The sequence below is a fragment of the Sphingomonas phyllosphaerae 5.2 genome (assembly GCF_000419605.1).
Classification (GTDB): domain Bacteria; phylum Pseudomonadota; class Alphaproteobacteria; order Sphingomonadales; family Sphingomonadaceae; genus Sphingomonas; species Sphingomonas phyllosphaerae_B.
The window spans coordinates 1,825,926-1,844,206 of sequence record NZ_ATTI01000001.1; the positions used below are offsets into that span (position 1 = coordinate 1,825,926).

Here is an 18,281-nt window from a genome sequence, read left to right on the forward strand (position 1 = left end):
GCGTTTTCACATCCGTCCCCAGCCGCGCGAACGGCGGGGAATGAGCAATGGCTACGTGGTGTTGCGCGATGCAGCAACATCGACGGCGCGGACGCACAGGATTTTGCGGGAGTGTCACAAGATAGACACACCGTTGCGCTTGCCGCCCGCCTCCGACCGGTCGTAACAGCGGTGATGGAAGGGGCGCGGTGATGAAGCGTTGCAACGGGGTTTGGATCATGGCGGTCGTCGCTGCGGCAGTTCCGGCCGCGGCGCAGGAGCGCGACGCGGCAGGGCGCGTGCTCAGCGGGTTCGCCGAATGCCGGCAGATCGAAGCGGCGCCACCACGGCTCGCCTGTCTTGAAGCAGCTGCCGTTGCGCTGGAGCAAGCAGTTAAGGCCAAGGATATCCGGATCGTCGACCGCGCGGATGTCCGGAAGGCACGTCGGTCGTTGTTCGGGCTGAACCTCGCAGGCGTGGGGGTGCTAGGGGCGGAAGACGAAAAAAGTGAGACCGCGGCCTTCGTCGCGATCGAAAGCACCGTCCGGTCATCACGTCCCGGTCCGAACGGGCGCGTGGAGATCACGCTCACCGACGAGAGCGGGGCGGTGTGGCAGACCACTGAAGCGATGAGCTTTCCACCCAAGGCCGGCGAGAAGGTGCGGATCCGCAAGGGAGCGATGGGCGGCTATTTCATGAACGTCGGCGGTCGCAGCTATCGCGCGCTGCGGCTGCGCTGAGCGTCACAGGGCCTGCGCCGCTGCCCACCCGCTCGACCACGCCCATTGGAAATTGTAGCCGCCCAGCCAGCCGGTGACGTCGACCGCCTCACCGATCGCGTACAGGCCCGGCACCGCGCGCGCCTCCATGGTCTTCGACGACAAGGCGGCAGTGGCGATGCCGCCGACGGTCACCTCCGCCTTGGCATAGCCCTCGGTGCCGTCGGGGTGGAACGGCCACGCCGCCAGCCGCCGCTCCGCCTCCGCCAGTGCGCGGTCGGTCGCCGCGGCCAGTACGTCAATCCCGAGCCGCTCCGCCAGCACGCCGGCCAGCCGGGTGGGCAGCTCCAGTGCGGTGGCCAGCGTCGCGCGTGATCGCGTGCGCTTGGCCGCGGCCAACCAGCCGGGCTGCGCGTCGGGGCGGAAGTCGATCGTGACCGGCTCGCCGTGCCGCCAGTAGCTCGACACCTGCAGGATCGCCGGACCGGAAAGCCCGCGGTGCGTGAACAGCGCCGCCTCCGCGAACGACGTCGCACCGGCGCGTGCGACCACCGGCGTCGCGACGCCGGACAGGGCGCGAAACAGCGCTTCGTCACCCGGCAACGTCAAAGGCACCAGCGCCGGGCGCGGCTCGACGATCTTCAGCCCGAAACGGCGGGCAATGTCATAGGCGATGCCCGTCGCGCCCATCTTCGGGATCGAGGGGCCGCCGGTAGCGATCACGAGCGCAGGCGCGGCGTAGGTGCGTTCGCCATGGCGGACGGTGAAGCGCGCATCGGCATGGCCGATCTCGCCAAGCGGGGCGCCGAGCCGGATATCGACCCCGCCCAACTCGCACTCGCCGAGCAGCATCGCGACGATCTCGCGCGCCGAACGATCGCAGAACAACTGCCCCAGCGTCTTTTCATGCCAGGCGATGCCGTGGCGTTCGACCAGCGCGACGAAGTCGCGGGCGGTGTAACGGCCAAGTGCCGACTTCGCGAAATGCGGGTTCGCCGAGAGATAGCGGTCGGGCGCGACATCCAGATTGGTGAAGTTGCAGCGTCCGCCGCCGGAGATGAGTATCTTCTTGCCCGCAGCCTCGGCATGATCGAGCACCACCACACGCCGGCCGCGTTGCCCGGCAACGCCGGCCGCCATCAGCCCGGCTCCACCGGCGCCGAGGATGATCGCGTCATAGGGTCCCATGCGGAGGCCGTGTCACAGGCGAACGAGGATGTCGACGCCTGGCGCGGGAAAAGGCGTTTTCGCGCACGACGATCCGGGCTACCGGACGGCGATGTTCGACCTCGACGCCTATCTCGCCCGCATCGATCTGCCCGCCCGCCCGACCCGCGACGCTGCCGGGCTCGGGCGTGTCCAGCACGCGCACCGGCTCGCGATCCCGTTCGAGAATCTCGACGTGCGGCTCGGCCGGCGGATCGCGATCGATGGCGCGGCGGTCGCTGCCAAGCTGGTGACCGCGCGGCGCGGCGGCTATTGCTTCGAGCAGAACCGCCTGCTTCTCGATGCGCTGGCCGCGCTCGGCTTCACCGCTCGCCCGCTGTTGGCGCGGGTGTGGCTGGCGGCGAGCGACGTGCCCCCGCTCACCCACACGCTGTCGCTGGTCACGATCGACGGCCAGCCATGGATCGCCGACGCCGGCTTCGGCGGCAGCTATGCGCCGGTCATGCCGTTGGTCGAGGGCGCGGCGGGGGAGGCGCCGGACGGCGCGCGCTTCCGGCTGACGCAGGACGATCCACGCGCGGGCCAGGGCGGCTGGCTGCTGCTGCGCGACGGTGACCCCGCCACCACCGATGGGCGCGGCACGGGCGCAGGGTGGCAACCGCAGTACAGCTTCACCACCGCGCAGGTGCACGACAGCGACCTTGCGATGGGCAATCATTGGTCGATGAGCGCGCCGACCAGCCGCTTTACGACGGTTGCGGTCACCAGCATCATCCTGCCGCGCGGCTTCGCGACGCTCACCGATCGCCAGTACCGCCGCCGCGCCGCCGAGACGACGGCCGAAGCCGAAATCACCGATCCGCGCGTCTACCGGATGCGGCTAAGCATGATGTTCGGGATCGACCTGAGCGCGGCGGAGGTGGAAGCGTTGGGGTTGTTCGGGGCAGGTCGGTAGAACGATCGAATTCCTGTCGATCGTTCCACGGCAGGTTTCCGCCCACGTGGTCACCGCAAAAGGCGCCACGGCGCGAAACCGCGGGTAATTGCTGCCGAATTCCGAACCCGACCGTTCCGGAAGCTCGACCTTGTCCGACGCGGCGGTGTCGGCCAGCTCGCGCGGCGGATCGGGCGCCGCGCTTCCCGATGCCCGTGGCGCTTGTGCTGCTCGGCCCGGCGGGTACCTGTTGGCTGGCCAGCGTCGGCCGCCCCGGGCAGGTAGCCAGCGCGCCAGGTGGCAAAGCGGCCGTCGACCCACGCCCGCCATGTCGCAGTAACGGGTGGCAAATGACGGAGTAATAGCTATGCTGCCAGTCAAGGTGCCGGGTTTCGCGGCCCAGTAGATCCAGGAGAGTTTCGTGGCCGACGCTTGCTGTTCCGACCCGTCCCGCCGCCGCTTCATGGGCGGCGTTGCCGGCACCGCGCTGGTCGCCGGGGCGGTTTCGCCAGCGCTGGCGCAGGCTGCTGTGCCCGCCTCGGCCGCCGCTTCGCTTGAGCCGTTCGACATGGCCGACGTCGACCTGCTCGACGGACCCTTCCTGCATGCACAGCGCCAGACGGAGGCGTACCTGCTGCGGCTCCAGCCCGATCGAATGCTCCACAATTTCCGCGTGAATGCCGGGCTGAAGCCGAAGGCGCCGGTATACGGCGGGTGGGAATCAGAACCGTTGTGGGACGAGATCAACTGCCACGGTCACACTTTGGGTCACTATCTCTCGGCCTGCGCGCTCGCGTACCGCGCGACCCGCGACAAGAGCTATCGTCAGCGCGTCGATTATATCGCGGGCGAGCTGGCGGCGTGCCAGAAGGCGTCGGGGAGCGGCCTGGTCTGTGCGTTTCCCAAGGGGCCTGCGCTTGTCGCGGCGCACCTGCGCGGGGAGCCGATCACCGGCGTGCCGTGGTACACGCTGCACAAGGTTTATGCCGGATTGCGCGATGCGACATTGCTGGCCGACAGTGCGGCGTCGCGCGCGGTGCTGCTCCGGCTGGCGGACTGGGGCGTGGTCGCGACCAAGCCGCTGTCCGACGCGCAATTCGAGGAAATGCTCAAGACCGAATATGGCGGCATGAACGAGGTGTATGCCGACCTGTGGTTCATGACCGGCAACGCCGACTACAAGGTGCTGGCGCAGCGTTTTTCGCAGAAAGCGGTGCTCGATCCGCTGGTGAAGGGGCGGGACCAGCTGGACGGGATGCACGCCAACACGCAAATTCCGAAGATCATCGGCTTTCAGCGCGTGGCCGAAGCTGGCGGAGACGCCAGCTATCACGACGCCGCGGCATTCTTCTGGAAGACGGTCGCGCTGACCCGCGCGTTCGCGACCGGCGGGCATGGCGACAACGAACATTTCTTCGCGATGGCCGACTTCGACAAGCACGTGTTTTCGGCGAAGGGTTCCGAAACATGCTGCCAGCACAACATGTTGAAGCTGACGCGGCAGCTGTTTCTGCAGGACCCGAGCGCGCATTACGCAGACTATTACGAACGCACGCTCTACAACGGCATCCTCGCTTCCCAGGATCCGGACAGCGGGATGGCGACGTATTTTCAGGGCGCCCAGCCCGGATATATGAAGCTCTATCACACGCCTGAAGATTCATTCTGGTGCTGCACCGGCACCGGCATGGAGAACCACGTCAAGTATCGCGATTCGATCTACTTTCACGACGATCGCCAGCTTTACGTCAATCTGTTCATCCCGTCGGCGCTGCGTTGGACGCGGCACGGCGTCGTCCTGAAGCAAATGACGTCGTTCCCGGAGCATGCCGACACCAGGCTCAGCTGGTCGGTCGAGCGGCCCGTCGCGATCGCGCTCAAGCTGCGCCACCCGCGCTGGAGCCGAACCGCGACGGTGCTGGTCAACGGGCAGGAAGCCGCGACGTCCACTGAACCGGGCAGCTATGTCACGATCGACCGGACGTGGAGGAACGGCGACGAGGTGGAGTTGCGGCTGGCGATGGAGCCGCTCGCCGAGCACGCCCCGGCCGCGCCGGAGATCGTCGCGTTCACGTACGGTCCGCTTGTGCTGGCGGGTGCGCTCGGACGCCACGGGCTGGCGCCGGGCGCGGACATCATCGTCAACGAGCGCAAATACGGTGAGTATAACAACGCGCCGGTCGCGGTGCCGACGCTGGCGGGCGATCCCGAAGCCTTGGCGCGGAGTATCCGGCCCGCCGGCAAGCCGCTGGAATTCACGATCGCCGCGCACGACGGGACGTCGGTCAAGCTGGTGCCATACCATCGTATCGCGCACGAGCGATACGCCACCTATTGGAAATTGGTATAACGCGCGGGGGGCGAACCGACGCGGGTGGCCGTCCTGGGTCCGCCGCCCGCGGCACCGCTCAGTTCATCGCGCGGTAGAGATCGAGAAAGGGCGGGCCGCGCGCGACGTGCCCCACGTCCTGTTCGGCGTGTCCGCCATCGCGAAGCGCAACTCGCCACCGGCGCGGATCTCGGCATCGCGCAGGTAGCTGCGATCGAGTGGCTTGCCGTTCAACGTGACCGCGCGGACGTAGCGGTTCGTGCCGGACAGACCGTCGGCAACGATCGTGAATGCTTTCCCCTGGGGCAGGCGCAATTGCGCGCGCGAGACGAACGGGCGGCCGATCACATATTCGTTGCTGCCGGGCGCGACCGGATAGAAACCGAGCGCGGTGAACACCAGCCACGCGGACATCTGCCCGAGATCGTCATTGCCGCTGAGCCCGTCCGGAGACGCCTTGTACTGGCTGGCGACGATCTGCGCCAAGCGCTCCTGCGTGCGCCACGGTGCGCCAGCGTAATTGTAGAGGTAGGCGACATGGTGGCTGGGTTCGTTGCCGTGGATATATTGCCCGATCAGCCCGGCGATATCCTCGGCATGGCTGTAGTCCAGCTTCGACGTGTCATAGTCGAACATCGCGTCGAGCTTGGCGATCGCCTTGGCGTCGCCGCCGAGCAGCCGGAACAAGCCCGCCTGATCCTGTGGCATGAACCAGCTATATTGCCAGGCATTGCCCTCGGTATAATCCGAGCCATAGTTGATCGCGGTCGGATCGAACGGGATGCGATACGTGCCGTCACTGCGCCGCGCGCGCAACCAGCCGCTTCTGCCGTCGAAGCTGTTGCGCCAATAGCCGGCGCGCTTGTCGAAACGCGCCGCAACCTCGACGCGTCCGAGCGCACGCGCCATGCGGGCGATCGTCCAATCGTCAAAGGCATATTCGACCGTCTTGGAGGCGGCTTCGGGTTCGCGGTCGATCGGCACGTAACCGCGCTGCATGTAGTCGCCGAGCCCGCCATAAGGCGCATAGTCGGCACTGGCCACCATCGCATCGAGCGCCGCGTCGGCGTCAAAGCCCCGAATGCCCTTCATATAGGCGTCGGCGATGACGGGTACCGCGTGATATCCGATCATCGTCCATGTCTCGCGCCCGGCGAACTGCCACACCGGTAGAATGCCATGCGGGCTGTAGCGCTGGCTAGCGATCAGCGAGTTGACGACGTCGCTGGTGGTCCGCTCCGGCTGGACCAGCGTCAGCAATGGATGTTCGGCGCGGAACGTGTCCCACAGCGAAAAAGTCGAGCGTTGCGTATAGCCTTGCGCGAGATGGACCTGATCGTCCGGCCCGCGCCAGCGCCCGTCGGCGTCGCTCCACACGCCGGGCGCGATCAGGCTGTGGTAGAGCGCGGTGGCGACGATCGTCTTCATCGGCGCAGGGGCTTCGAGCGTGACGGCGCCAAGCGCGTCACGCCACGCCGCGGTGGCGCGCGCGCGTACTGCCTCGAAGTCGCCGGGTTCGGCGTCGAGGTTGGCGACCGCGCCTGCTTCGTCGACGCCCGACAGCGCCACCTTCACCTCGAGCGGACGATCGAGCCGGCCGAAATCGAGCCGCGCCTCCAGCGCGCGGCCGAGCTTTTCGGGAAGTGCATCGCTGCCGCGGCCCGGCGGCGCGAAGCCTTTGTAGGTGATGTCGGGGTCGCGATCGAGGAGGGCGTGGTCGGTCAGGGGCGCGGAGAAGCGCATTGCGAAGAACAATTTGCGCCCCGGCGCCCAGCCGCGCGTCTCGCGAAAGCCCGTCAGCGTACCATCCGGGCGCAGATGGAGCCCCGACCAGAGGGTTTTCCCGGGATAATTGTACAGCGAGGAACGCAAATCGACGACAAGATGCGCCGTTTTGCCAACGGGGAATGCGTAGCGATGGACGCCGACGCGCGTGCCCGCGGTCAACTCGGCACGCACCTGCGGTCCGTCGAGCGTCACGGCGTAATAACCGGGCGTCGCCTGCTCCGCCGCATGCGAGAAGCGCGATCGGTAACCCGGCGCCGCGGCGGTGCCGGGGTCCATCGGAACCTCGTCACCGGAAACGGGCATGACCAGCAGATCGCCGAGATCGGAATGGCCCGCACCGGAAAAATGCGTGTGGCTGAAGCCCTGGATGGTCGGATCGTCGTAGCGGTAACCCGCGGCGTGCGCGTAACAGGCGCGGATCACGCACGATGTGTCGGTGTCCGGCGACAATTGCACCATCCCGAAGGGAGCGACCGCGCCGGGGAAGGTATGCCCTTCGCCGCCGGTGCCGATGAACGGATCGACGGCGGCGATCGTCTCGCGCGCCGTTTCCGCAACCTGTGCGGCGACGGGGGCTGCGGCGAGCGCGATCGTCGCGGCGGCGGCGGTGATGCGAACCCCGCCGCGTCGCGCCGGTCCCTTGTCGAGCCTGTTCATCGCGCGCCTCCCGTTTATCGCCGTGCCGTGCACTTCGCGCTTGCCAAGCCATTGTCTTTAAAACATCAATTTGCCTAATTCAAACGCAACGGGGAGGCGTTCGGTGATGCCGAGCCAGATCAATATCCTGCGATCATCGGCATTCGGGCGTGGCCTCAAGCGCGATCCAGCGTCCTGCGATCCGACGATCGTGGGACGCCAGCTACGGCGCGCGTCGCGATCACGGACCGGCGCCAGCACGTGTCCGATGCCTGCAAGTCGATCCGCTTCCGCGACCACCACGGCACGGGGCTTGGCTCGCAGCGGAATGCGGGCATGACCCGCGACCGGCCGCGCCTGTCCGGCACCAACCTGGAGCGTGCCGCCGATCATAACCAGCGCGTGACGCTGCATGCGATCCGCGTCGGCAGCGCGCTGACGCGGGTCGAACTGGCGCATATCACCGGGCTGACCGCGCCGGCGATCGCCAACATCACCAAGCGCCTGTTGCAGGATGGCCTGATCGAGGAGGCCGGGCAGCGGCGTGGCGGGCGCGGGCAGCCACCGACGCGGCTCGTCGTGCGGCGCGACGCCTGTTACGCGATCGGGATCAACGTCGACCGTGACCACGTGACGCTGGTGCTGGTCGATTTCGCGGGGCAGACGCTGTCGCGCAAGTCGGAGGAGATCGACTTCGCGCTGCCCGGCGACGTGCAGGCCTTCTACCGCCGCTCGGTGCGCGCGATGTTGAAGAGCGCCGAGGTCGAGGCCTCACAGCTTGTCGGTGTGGGGGTGGCGGTGCCAGACGACCTGGGATCGGTCGAATTGCCGGGGCGACCGGCCGCCTATGCGGAATGGGAAAGTGCCGATTTCGCCGCGCTCTTCGCGCAGCCGTTTGCGTTGCCGGTATTCGTCGAGAATGACGCAGCGGCGGCCGCATCGGGCGAGATGCAGCTGGGGCTGGGGCAGCGTTACGGCAATTTCTTCTACATCCTGCTGTCGTCGGGCCTGGGGGGCGGGTTCGTCAGCGACGGCGTGTACGCGCGCGGCGCGCACGGGCGCAGCGGCGAACTGGGCTTCATGCTGGCGCCGGACGAGAACGGGCAGCGCGAGCAAGTGCAGCGACTGGTATCGCTGTCGGGACTTGCGGAGCATCTGGGCGGCGACGGATTGAAGCTGGATGCGGTGCTGCGGCGTGGCGAGCTGGCGCCTGAAGCGCGTGCGAGCGTCGAGCGGTGGATCGAGCGCGCGGCACGGCGGCTGTGTACCCCGCTGGATGCGATCAATTGCCTGATCGATCCGGCAGTGGTGTTGATCGGCGGGCGCTTGCCAAGCGGGTTGCTGGAGTTGCTGGCGTCGCGCGCCAACGCGCTGATCGGCGCTGCGACCAACGCGCCGAGCGTGGCCCGCGTCGAGCGCGCCGCGCTTTCCGAGGATGCGCCGGCAGTGGGGGCCGCGATCCTGCCGTTCAGCCACTTCCTGCTGCCCAAGCCCGGCGCGCTGTGGAAGGCGCCGGCGGCGGCCGACGGAGCGGTGCGGGTGGGCGCCTGACGCAGAGCCGCGAAGACCACAACAAGACCGCTACCGCCACCATGATGTAAGTTAAAGCGCTGGTTTCGCAATCTTTTCCGCTCATTTTAATTGACAAGTTGCTTTCGATATTGCGACAAAGGTCCTGTCGACACGATCGCACGACCATACCAATATGATCGTGAACCGACGCCGGAACATCGGCGCGGGATAGTGGGCGACGGCACAGGGAGCCGGCAGGGAGACATCGACCCGGCCGGCAGCGGGAGAGGTTCTATGTCCGTTCGTCATCGTCGGGCCGCGCCGTGCGCGCGCCGCTTCATGCCGTTGTTGCTCGCCACCGCCGGGCTGAGCATCGCAGTGGCTGCGCAGGCACAGGAGACCTCGCCCGCGACCGCGCCGGCCGTTGCGCCGGATGCCGCCACACCGCAGAGCACGGTGCCCGAGAGCAACGTCGGCACCGCGCAGGACGCGGGCGTCGCGCCGGCCGGCGATGCGGCGGCGGGCGACATCGTCGTCACCGGATACCGCCGCTCGATCGAGGAAAGCCTGAGCCGCAAGCGCGAGGCCAACGCCTTCGTCGACGTCATCACCGCCGAGGATATCGGCAAATTCCCCGACAAGAACGTCGCGGACTCGTTGCAGCGCGTGCCGGGCATCATCATCGACCGCGACGGCGGCGAAGGATCGCGCGTCAGCATCCGTGGCCTGCAGTCGGACCTGACGCTGACGCAGCTTAACGGCAATTTCATCGCGTCGGCGGACGACAACGAGCCGTCGCGGTCGTTCAACTACCTGTTGCTGCCGTCGAACATGATCGGCAGCGTCGACGTGTTCAAATCGCCCGAGGCGCGGCTGGACGAAGGCGGCGTCGGTGGCACGATCATCCTGCACACGCGTCGTCCGCTCGACCTGAAATCGCTGAGCGGTTTCGTGTCGGTCGAGGGCACCTATGCCGATGTGACCGACAAGGTGCAGCCGCAGATCGGCGGGCAGCTGTCGTGGAAGAACCCGGACGAGACGCTCGGCTTCCTGGTCGGCGCGACCTATCAGGAGCGCACGGTGCGCGATCACCGCGCGGCGGCGTCGAGCTGGAACTGGTGGACGTACGACCGGAACAAGAAGCCCGCGGTCGATGTGAACGGCAATACGTTCGAGAACGACGATGCGGTTTCCTACTGGCCGGAGAACACGGGTGCGACGACCCAGTCGAACCAGGTCTTCGACGGCTATTGGGCGCCGCAGCAGGTCAGCCAGACGATCACCGAGCAGAACCGCAAGCGGCTCGGCATCCAGGCGACCGCGCAGATGAAGCCGTTCGACGATTTCACCGTTACCGCGAACTACTTCCGCTTCCAGGTCGACGACGATTTCGTCAGCAACGGCATCCAGATCCCGGAATGGGGGTATGGCAATTTCTTCTCGGGCGCGACGCTCGACAAGAGTGGTACGATCTTCCAGTCGGCGCAGTTCCAGGTGCCGCCCGACGGCACCGGCTGTCGCGTGCAGGTCGGCAACCAGCCGCCGTGCACGATGGAGACGCCGCAGATCTACGGCACCTACAGCCGCGAGAAGTCGGTCTCGAACACGTTCGACGTCGAGGGTGCGTTCAAGCGCGACCGGTTCGAGGCGGTGTTCAAGCTGGGCAAGACCCGCGCGACCGGCGGCCCCTCGGCGCGGTTCAGCGTGGCGGCCAAGCCGCGCGTCGTGAACGGCATCGTCGGGATCAACGGCAACCAGTTCAGCGCCTGGAACTTCACCGATCAGTCGGCGAACTTCGAATTCTCGCCCGACCTTCAGGACAATATCAACAATGGCCTGACGCAGATCGACCTGGGTTCGACGAATTCGTCGTTCAACCGCAGCTCGATCGCGCAACGCTATGCGCAACTGGACCTGACGCGGCGCTTCGACACGTTCCTCGATTCGCTGCAGGTCGGTGCGAAGTGGCGGGACGGACAGGTGAACCGCTCGACCGGGCGCAACGAATGGTATGCCGATCCGGCCACGCAGCTGCGTTATCAGGATACGCCGGGCGCCGCGACGACGCGGCCGGGCTTCTTCTTCGACAAGCCATTGGGCAACATCGCCGGCGGCTTCACCGGCAATGCGTTTCCGGCGATCAATTTCGGCAATTACCTGAGCTATCTGAACGACAGCTATGGCGAGGCGGTACGCGTCGACGAGACCGGCTTCGTCTATGGCATCGGCGAGCGGATCTGGGCGGGCTACGCACAGGCGAACTTCAAGGCGGAGCGGTTCCGCGGCAATCTGGGCCTGCGCTACGTCAACACGCAGCAGACCGGCGTCACGTCGGACCGGTTGCAGCTGCTCAACGATTATTGCGTCAACGCACCGGGCGGCCCGTTCGTGACGCCGCCCGCCGGCCCGGACGGCAATTGCAACACGCTGCCGCTGGCGCAGCGCGAGACGATCGTGAACACGCGGCTGGACCAAACGCGCACCTACAGCGACTGGTTGCCGAGCGTGAACGCGTCGTTCGACGTCACCGATAACCTGCTGCTGCGCGGCGCGGTGGCGCGGGTGATCGCGCGCCCGGCGTTCACCAACCTCGGCTCGCAGCGCAACCTGACCTATCGCTCGGCGGAATATGCGTTCGACCGCCGCCAGTTCGGCGAGCGCGAAGGCTGGTCCGGGTCGGGCGGCAACGGCGCGCTGAACCCGTTCAAGGCGTGGCAGTACGACATCGGGCTGGAATGGTATTTCAAGCGCGGGTCGGTGCTGGGTGCGACGGCGTTCCGCAAGGACGTGTCGGACTTCATCGTGCCGCTGGTGCTGGACGTCACGCAGGTGGTCAACGGTTCGCCGCAGCTGATCCAGCCGTACAGCACCGTCGCCAACGGATCGAACGCGCGGTCGCAGGGCGTCGAGCTGTACGCGCAGCACACGCTGCCGTTCGGGCTCGGTGCGCAGGTGAACTTCACCTACAACGACACGTCGGTGGCGCAGATCACGCTGGAGGGACAGAACGTCGGCAGCTCGCCGCTGGTCGGCAGCGCCAAGACGCAGATCAACGGATCCTTGTTCTACGAGAACGACCGCATGTTGCTGCGCGCGTCGTACAATCGCCGCGGCGAAGTGGTGCGCGGGCTGCAATCGGGGCTGAACGTCTATGACGATCCCTATGAGCAGATCGACCTGAACGCATCGTACAATCTGTTCGAGAATTTCGTGCTGAGCGCCTCGGTCATCAACCTGACCAAGTCCGAACAGCGCCAGCATCTGGGCAACGACACCGACGCGCGGTTCATCTCGAACGTGTATTCCGGTCGTCGCGCCTATGTCGGCGTGTCATACAAGTTCTGACGCACGACCGAAATCCTTCCCCCCCCTGACGGGTGGTCGCCACGGCGGCCACCCGCTTTTTTCGACACGGGGCGGATCATCAGGAGACTTGCGGTGAACAGATGGGGCTTTGCGACCTTGGTCGCCGGTACGGCCATGCTCGCGACCGCCGCGGTGCACGCCGCCAACCCGATCGTGCCCGGCTGGTACGCCGACCCGGAGATCCGCATCTTCGCGGGTGAATACTGGATCTACCCGACCTATTCCGACGATCCCGCCACCCCCGCGACGGCGTCGCGCTTCTCGGCGCGGCAGATCGAGGATCGCAAGCGGCGGATGGTGCGGCCATCCTATGCCAAGCAGACCTTCTTCGACGCTTTCTCCTCGCCCGACCTGGTGCACTGGACGAAACATCGCCGCGTGCTGGATGTCGAGAACATCGCCTGGGCGTCCTATGCGATCTGGGCCCCGACGGCGATCGAGGCGGGCGGGCGCTACTACATCTTCTTCAGCGCCAACGACATCCAGAGCGACAAGGAATATGGCGGCATCGGGCTGGCGGTGAGCGACACGCCCGGCGGCCCGTTCAGGGATGCGCTGGGCAAGCCGTTGATCGGCGCCTTCCACAACGGCGCGCAGCCAATCGACCCGTTCGTGTTCCGCGACGACGACGGACAGGTGTATCTCTATTACGGCGGCTGGAAGCATTGTAACGTCGTGCGGCTGTCGGCGGACCTGAAGACGGTCGGCAAGCACGCCGACGGTTCGACGTTCAAGGAGATCACGCCGCCCGGCTATGTCGAGGGATCGTTCGTCATCAAGCGGAAGGGCGTCTATTACCTGATGTGGTCGGAAGGCGGATGGACCGGCCCCGACTATCGCGTCGCCTATGCCACGGGCACGTCCCCGGTCGGGCCGTTCACGAAACGCGGCACGATCATGGCGCAGGACATGAAGGTCGCGCGCGGGGCAGGGCACCATTCCGTGGTCAACGTGCCGGGCACCGACGAATGGTACATCGTCTATCACCGCCGCCCGCTGGGCGACGACAAGGGCGAACATCGGCAGGTCGCGATCGAGCGGATGCGTTTCGCCGCCGATGGATCGATCGAGCCGGTTACGCTGACCGACACCGGCGTCACCACGCCCCGCCCGCTACGCTGAGAGGAACGATCGTTGAGCAAGAAGCCGATGCGCGGATGGATCGCGGCACTGTGCGCGGGGACGATGATCGCGACCCCGGGGCTGACCCTGGCGCAGGAGACGCCGGTTGCGGCGATCGACCTGGTCAACCCGCTGATGGGCACCGATTCCAGCTACGAGCTGTCCTATGGCAACACCTATCCGGCGATCGCGGTGCCGTTCGGCATGAACGCCTGGACGCCGGTGACCGGCAAGATGGGTGACGGCTGGGGCTACACGTACAGCGCGCACAAGATCAACGGCATCAAGCAGACGCACCAGCCCAGCCCGTGGATGAACGATTACGCCGCCTTCGCGCTGTTGCCGATGACCGGCGCGCTGAAGGTGAAGGAAGCGGACCGCGCGTCGTGGTTCAGCCACAAGGCGGAGGTCAGCACCGCTTACGGCTACAAGGTCTATCTCGCCGATTACGACGTGACCGCCGAGGTGGCGCCGACCGAACGCGCGGCGCATTTCCGCTTCACTTTCCCCAAGAGCGATCAGGCGCACGTGCTGCTCGACGGATACGCCGGAGGGTCGATGGTGTCGGTGGACGCCAGGCGCCGGCGGATCACCGGCTATGTCCGCAACAATCACGGCGGGGTGCCGGGCAATTTCCGCAACTGGTTCGTCGCCGAGTTCGACCGCGACTTCACGGTGTCGCGCACCTTCGACGGCGCGGGCGCGGTGACGACGGGGACGCGCGCCGAGGGTGACCATGTCGGTGCGGTGGTGTCGTTCCGGACCCGCGCGGGGGAGCAGGTGGGCGTGCGAGTCGCGTCGTCGTTCATCAGCGCGGAGCAGGCACAACGCAATCTCGACCGCGAGATCGGGCGTGACGGCTTTGCGCAGACCCAGGCCAAGGCCAAGGCGGCGTGGACGCGCGAGCTGGACCGGATCGCGGTCGACGACCCCGACATCGACAATCGCCGCACCTTCTATTCGGCGCTGTGGCGGATGCTGCAATTCCCGCGGCAGTTCCACGAAGTCGATGCGAAGGGCCAGACCGTCCATTACAGCCCGTATGACGGGAAGGTGCACGCCGGGCCGCTGTATACCGACAATGGCTTCTGGGACACGTGGCGCGCGGTGTTCCCGTTCTTCGCGCTGATGTATCCCGAGCGTGACGGCGAGATCATGCAGGGGCTGGTCAACACGTACAAGGAATCCGGCTGGCTCCCCGAATGGGCGAGCCCCGGCCATCGCAGCGTGATGATCGGATCGAACTCGGCCAATCTGATCGCCGACGCGTATCTGAACGGTGTGCGCGGGTTCGACGTGAACACGCTGTACGAAGCGATGGTGAAGAACGCGACGACCTCGCAAGGGCGACCACGCGATGCCAAGGGCAAGGTGGTGTCGGCGGTCGGGCGCGAGGGCGTCGAGCTGTACAACCAGCTCGGCTATGTCCCGTACGATGTCGGCATCAACGAGAATGCGGCGCGCACGCTGGAATATGCCACCGCCGACTTCTCGCTGTCGCGGCTGGCCGCCGCACTCGGCAAGCCCGACGACGCGCGCAAATATGCCGCGCAGGCGCAGAATTACCGCAAGCTGTTCGACGCGCAGAGCGGCTGGATGCGCGGGCGCAACCGCGACGGTTCTTGGTCGACGCCGTTCAGTCCGTACAAATGGGGCGACGCCTTCACCGAGGGCAATTCGATCCATTACAGCTGGTCGGTGATGCAGGACGTGCAGGGGCTGATCGACCTGATGGGCGGGCGCGAGAAGTTCGTCGCGCGGCTGGACTCGGTGTTCTCGACCCCGCCGGTGTTCGACGACAGTTATTACGGGCAGGTGATCCACGAGATCCGCGAGATGCAGATCGTCGACATGGGTCAGTATGCGCATGGCAACCAGCCGATCCAGCACATGATCTACCTCTATGACTGGGCTGGCGCACCGTGGAAGGCGCAATTCCATGCGCGGGAGGTGATGCGCAAACTCTATTCCTCCGCGCCGGACGGCTATCCCGGCGACGAGGACAATGGCCAGACGTCGGCGTGGTACGTCTTCTCCGCGCTGGGCTTCTACCCGGTGACGCCGACGGTCGGGCAATATGCGATCGGCAGCCCGCTGTTCCGCACCGTGCGCGTGACGATGCCGGGCGGCAAGGTGCTGACGATCGACGCCGAGAACAACGGGCGCGACAATGTCTATATCCAGTCGGCGACGTTGAACGGCGTTCCGCACGACAAGCCCTGGCTCTCGCGCGAGGCGTTGCAGGCGGGCGGAAGCCTGCGTTTCGTGATGGGGCCGACGCCGAACAAGGCGTGGGGAGCGCGACCGGCGGACGCGCCGTTCTCGATGGGCAAGCCGAAGTGACGACCACGCGTCGCGAGGCGATGATGGCGGCGGCGGGCGTCGGGCTGGCGGGCGTCGGGCTGGCCGGCGCCGGGCTGCCGGGAGCGGCGCACGCGCAGCGGCCGGTCGCGGGGCGGCCCGACCTGTTCGTCGGCACCGGCGGGCACGGCCACACCTTCCCCGGCGCGACGATGCCGTTCGGCATGGTGCAATTGTCGCCGGATACCGACAACACGCGCTGGGACGCATGCTCGGGCTACCACCGCAGCGACGGCTCGATCATGGGGTTCAGCCACACGCATCTGTCGGGCACCGGGATCGGGGACATGCTCGACGTGCTGGTGGTGCCGACGCGCGGGGCGCTGCAGCTGGTGCCCGGACCGCTGTCCGATCCCGACAAGGGCTATCGTCAGCGCTTCTCCGACGAACAGGCCGAGCCCGGCTATTACCGCGTGCGGCTGGAGTCCGGCGTGCTCGCGGAGCTGACCGCGACCGAGCGGACCGGATGGCATCGCTACACATTCCCGAAGGGCGAGGGGCATGTGCTGGTCGATTTCGCGCACATGATCCTGGACGTGTGGGACAAGGGCGTGCTGCTCGACGAGGCGTCGCTGCATCTCGACGAGGACGGACTGCTGACCGGCAGCCGGCGTGTGCATCGCTGGGCGAAGGGGCGGCGCATTCACTTCGCGATGCGGCTGTCGCGCACGCCCGACCGGGTGCAGTTCTTCAGCGACGACCGCCCGGCCACGAACGGCGTCCAGGGCGAGCGGCTGAAGGTGGCCTTCTTCTTCGACGATGCCGGCGAGGCGCCGCTGCTGATCAAGACCGGCATCTCCGCAGTCGACGTGGCAGGTGCGAAGGCGGCGCTGGCGGCAGAGGCACCCGGCTGGAACTTCGACGCGACCGCCACCGCCGCGCGGCGCGTGTGGGCGAAGGAGCTGGACGCGGTGCAGGTGGCGGGCGGCAGCGATGCGCAGCGCACGATCATGGCCAGCGCCTTCTATCATTGCAGCATGGGGCCGACGTCGTTCACCGACCGCGACGGGCGCTACATCGGCCTCGACCGGCAGGTGCACACGCTGCCCGCGGGCGAGAAGGCGTTCAGCGCCTATTCGTTGTGGGATACGTATCGCGCGTTCCACCCGCTGATGACGCTGGTCAGGCCCGGTCACGCGGCGCTGCTGACGCGCGACCTCGTGCGCCAGACCGCGGAGAGCCCCTATGGTCCGCCGTCCTGGCCGTTGCAGGGCGTCGAGACCGGCACGATGATCGGGTGGCACGCCGTCCCGGTACTCGCCGAGGCGTGCCGCAAGGGGATCAAGGCGGATTACGCTGCGGCGTGGCCGAACATCCGCCGGCGGGCATTCGACCGCGACTTCAAGGACCAGGATAATTCGCTTGGCCGGGGCTGGTACATGGACCTCGGCTACGTCCCGGCCGACAAGGTATTCGAATCGGTCAGCCGCACGCAGGAATATGCCTATGACGATTGGGCGGCGGCGGTGATCGCCGAGGCTGCCGGCGCGTCCGCCGACGCCGCGGCATTGCGTGCGCGCTCTCGCAACTGGCGCCACGTCATCGACGCGTCGATCGGTTTCGCACGGCCGCGCTTCGCCGATCGTACTTGGTGGAAGGATTACGACCCCATCGAGCTGGGCCACATGCCCAAACCGTGGTGGCGCGACTATACCGAGGCGAACGGCTGGCAGGCGACGTTCCTGAATCAGCACGACAGCTACGGCCTGATCGCGCATATGGGCGGTGACGCGAAGTTCGTTGCAAAGCTGGATGCGCTGTTCGCCGCGCCGTCGACGCTGCCGAAGAACGCGCCGCCGGACATCAGCGGGCTGGTCGGCCAATATGCGCACGGGAACGAGCCCGACCAGCACGCCGCCTATCTCTACGCCTTCGCCGGCGCGCCGTGGAAGACGCAGGCGATGGTGCGGCGGCTGTGCACCGAGATGTACAAGGACGATCCCGACGGCGTGATCGGCAACGACGATTGCGGACAGACGAGCGCGTGGTTCGTGCTGTCGTCGCTGGGCTTCTACCCGGTCGATCCGGTCAGCGCCGTCTATGTGTTCGGATCGCCGCTGTTCGACGCCGCGAAACTGACGCTGGGCGGCGGGCGACGGCTGCGCGTGCGCGCGATCGGCAATGCGCCGGACCGGCCCTACGTACAGTCGGTGCGCTGGAACGGGCGGCCGTGGACGCGCAACTGGATCGCGCACGCCGACCTCGTCCAAGGGGGCGAGCTGGAGTTCACGATGGGCGCGGCACCGTCACGTTTCGGGGTCGATCCGCGTGACCGGCCGCCGTCGTTCGGGCGTGCGGCGGCGTAGCGTCGTTCGCTGCCCCGGTCTCCCGACCTGGCGGGTCGTCGGGAATGCGGAGCTGGTATAAA

General features: G+C 66.9%; 10 protein-coding genes. 8 read left to right on the plus strand and 2 right to left on the minus strand.

The genetic code is table 11. The annotated features are described in order from the left end of the window. The first annotated feature begins 191 nt into the window (after positions 1-191). A complete protein-coding gene (locus tag SPHPHY_RS20945; protein WP_022686273.1) occupies positions 192-719 on the plus strand; it encodes a hypothetical protein in 528 nt (175 codons plus the stop codon). A 3-nt stretch (positions 720-722) separates the two neighbouring features. Here the strand turns inward: SPHPHY_RS20945 and SPHPHY_RS0108585 are convergent, their stop codons facing one another. Continuing rightward, complete coding sequence (locus tag SPHPHY_RS0108585) at positions 723-1,886, minus strand: NAD(P)/FAD-dependent oxidoreductase (RefSeq protein WP_022686274.1); 1,164 nt, start codon at positions 1,884-1,886, stop codon at positions 723-725. Positions 1,887-1,977: 91 nt separating this feature from the next. Between SPHPHY_RS0108585 and SPHPHY_RS0108590 the strand changes: the two genes are divergently transcribed. Together SPHPHY_RS0108590 and SPHPHY_RS0108595 are read left to right on the plus strand one after the other, a co-directional pair. Next, positions 1,978-2,820 carry an arylamine N-acetyltransferase family protein gene (locus SPHPHY_RS0108590; protein ID WP_028056664.1) on the plus strand — a complete coding sequence of 281 codons (843 nt, stop codon included), beginning with the start codon at positions 1,978-1,980 and terminating at the stop codon, positions 2,818-2,820. Positions 2,821-3,262: 442 nt separating this feature from the next. Then, positions 3,263-5,149 (plus strand): beta-L-arabinofuranosidase domain-containing protein, encoded by a 1,887-nt coding sequence (locus SPHPHY_RS0108595; protein WP_022686276.1) that lies wholly within the window; start codon positions 3,263-3,265, stop codon positions 5,147-5,149. 63 nt (positions 5,150-5,212) lie between these two features. Here SPHPHY_RS0108595 and SPHPHY_RS0108600 read toward each other — a convergent pair whose 3' ends face one another. Continuing rightward, a complete protein-coding gene (locus SPHPHY_RS0108600; protein ID WP_022686277.1) occupies positions 5,213-7,573 on the minus strand; it encodes a GH92 family glycosyl hydrolase in 2,361 nt (786 codons plus the stop codon). A 315-nt stretch (positions 7,574-7,888) separates the two neighbouring features. Here SPHPHY_RS0108600 and SPHPHY_RS19760 point away from each other — a divergent pair, with 315 nt between their 5' ends. From SPHPHY_RS19760 to SPHPHY_RS0108630, 5 genes are all read left to right on the plus strand, one after another. Then, a complete protein-coding gene (locus tag SPHPHY_RS19760) occupies positions 7,889-9,103 on the plus strand; it encodes an ROK family transcriptional regulator (protein ID WP_043130854.1) in 1,215 nt (404 codons plus the stop codon). Between the two features lie 255 nt (positions 9,104-9,358). Continuing rightward, complete coding sequence (locus SPHPHY_RS0108615) at positions 9,359-12,409, plus strand: TonB-dependent receptor (protein WP_028056667.1); 3,051 nt, start codon at positions 9,359-9,361, stop codon at positions 12,407-12,409. 93 nt (positions 12,410-12,502) lie between these two features. Continuing rightward, positions 12,503-13,552 (plus strand): glycoside hydrolase family 43 protein, encoded by a 1,050-nt coding sequence (locus SPHPHY_RS0108620; RefSeq protein ID WP_022686281.1) that lies wholly within the window; start codon positions 12,503-12,505, stop codon positions 13,550-13,552. A gap of 63 nt (positions 13,553-13,615) precedes the next feature. Next, positions 13,616-15,895, plus strand: coding sequence for a GH92 family glycosyl hydrolase (locus SPHPHY_RS0108625; RefSeq protein WP_231370467.1), 2,280 nt, complete (start codon positions 13,616-13,618; stop codon positions 15,893-15,895). A 20-nt stretch (positions 15,896-15,915) separates the two neighbouring features. Further along, a complete protein-coding gene (locus tag SPHPHY_RS0108630) occupies positions 15,916-18,219 on the plus strand; it encodes a GH92 family glycosyl hydrolase (RefSeq protein WP_043130859.1) in 2,304 nt (767 codons plus the stop codon). Positions 18,220-18,281: the final 62 nt, after the last annotated feature.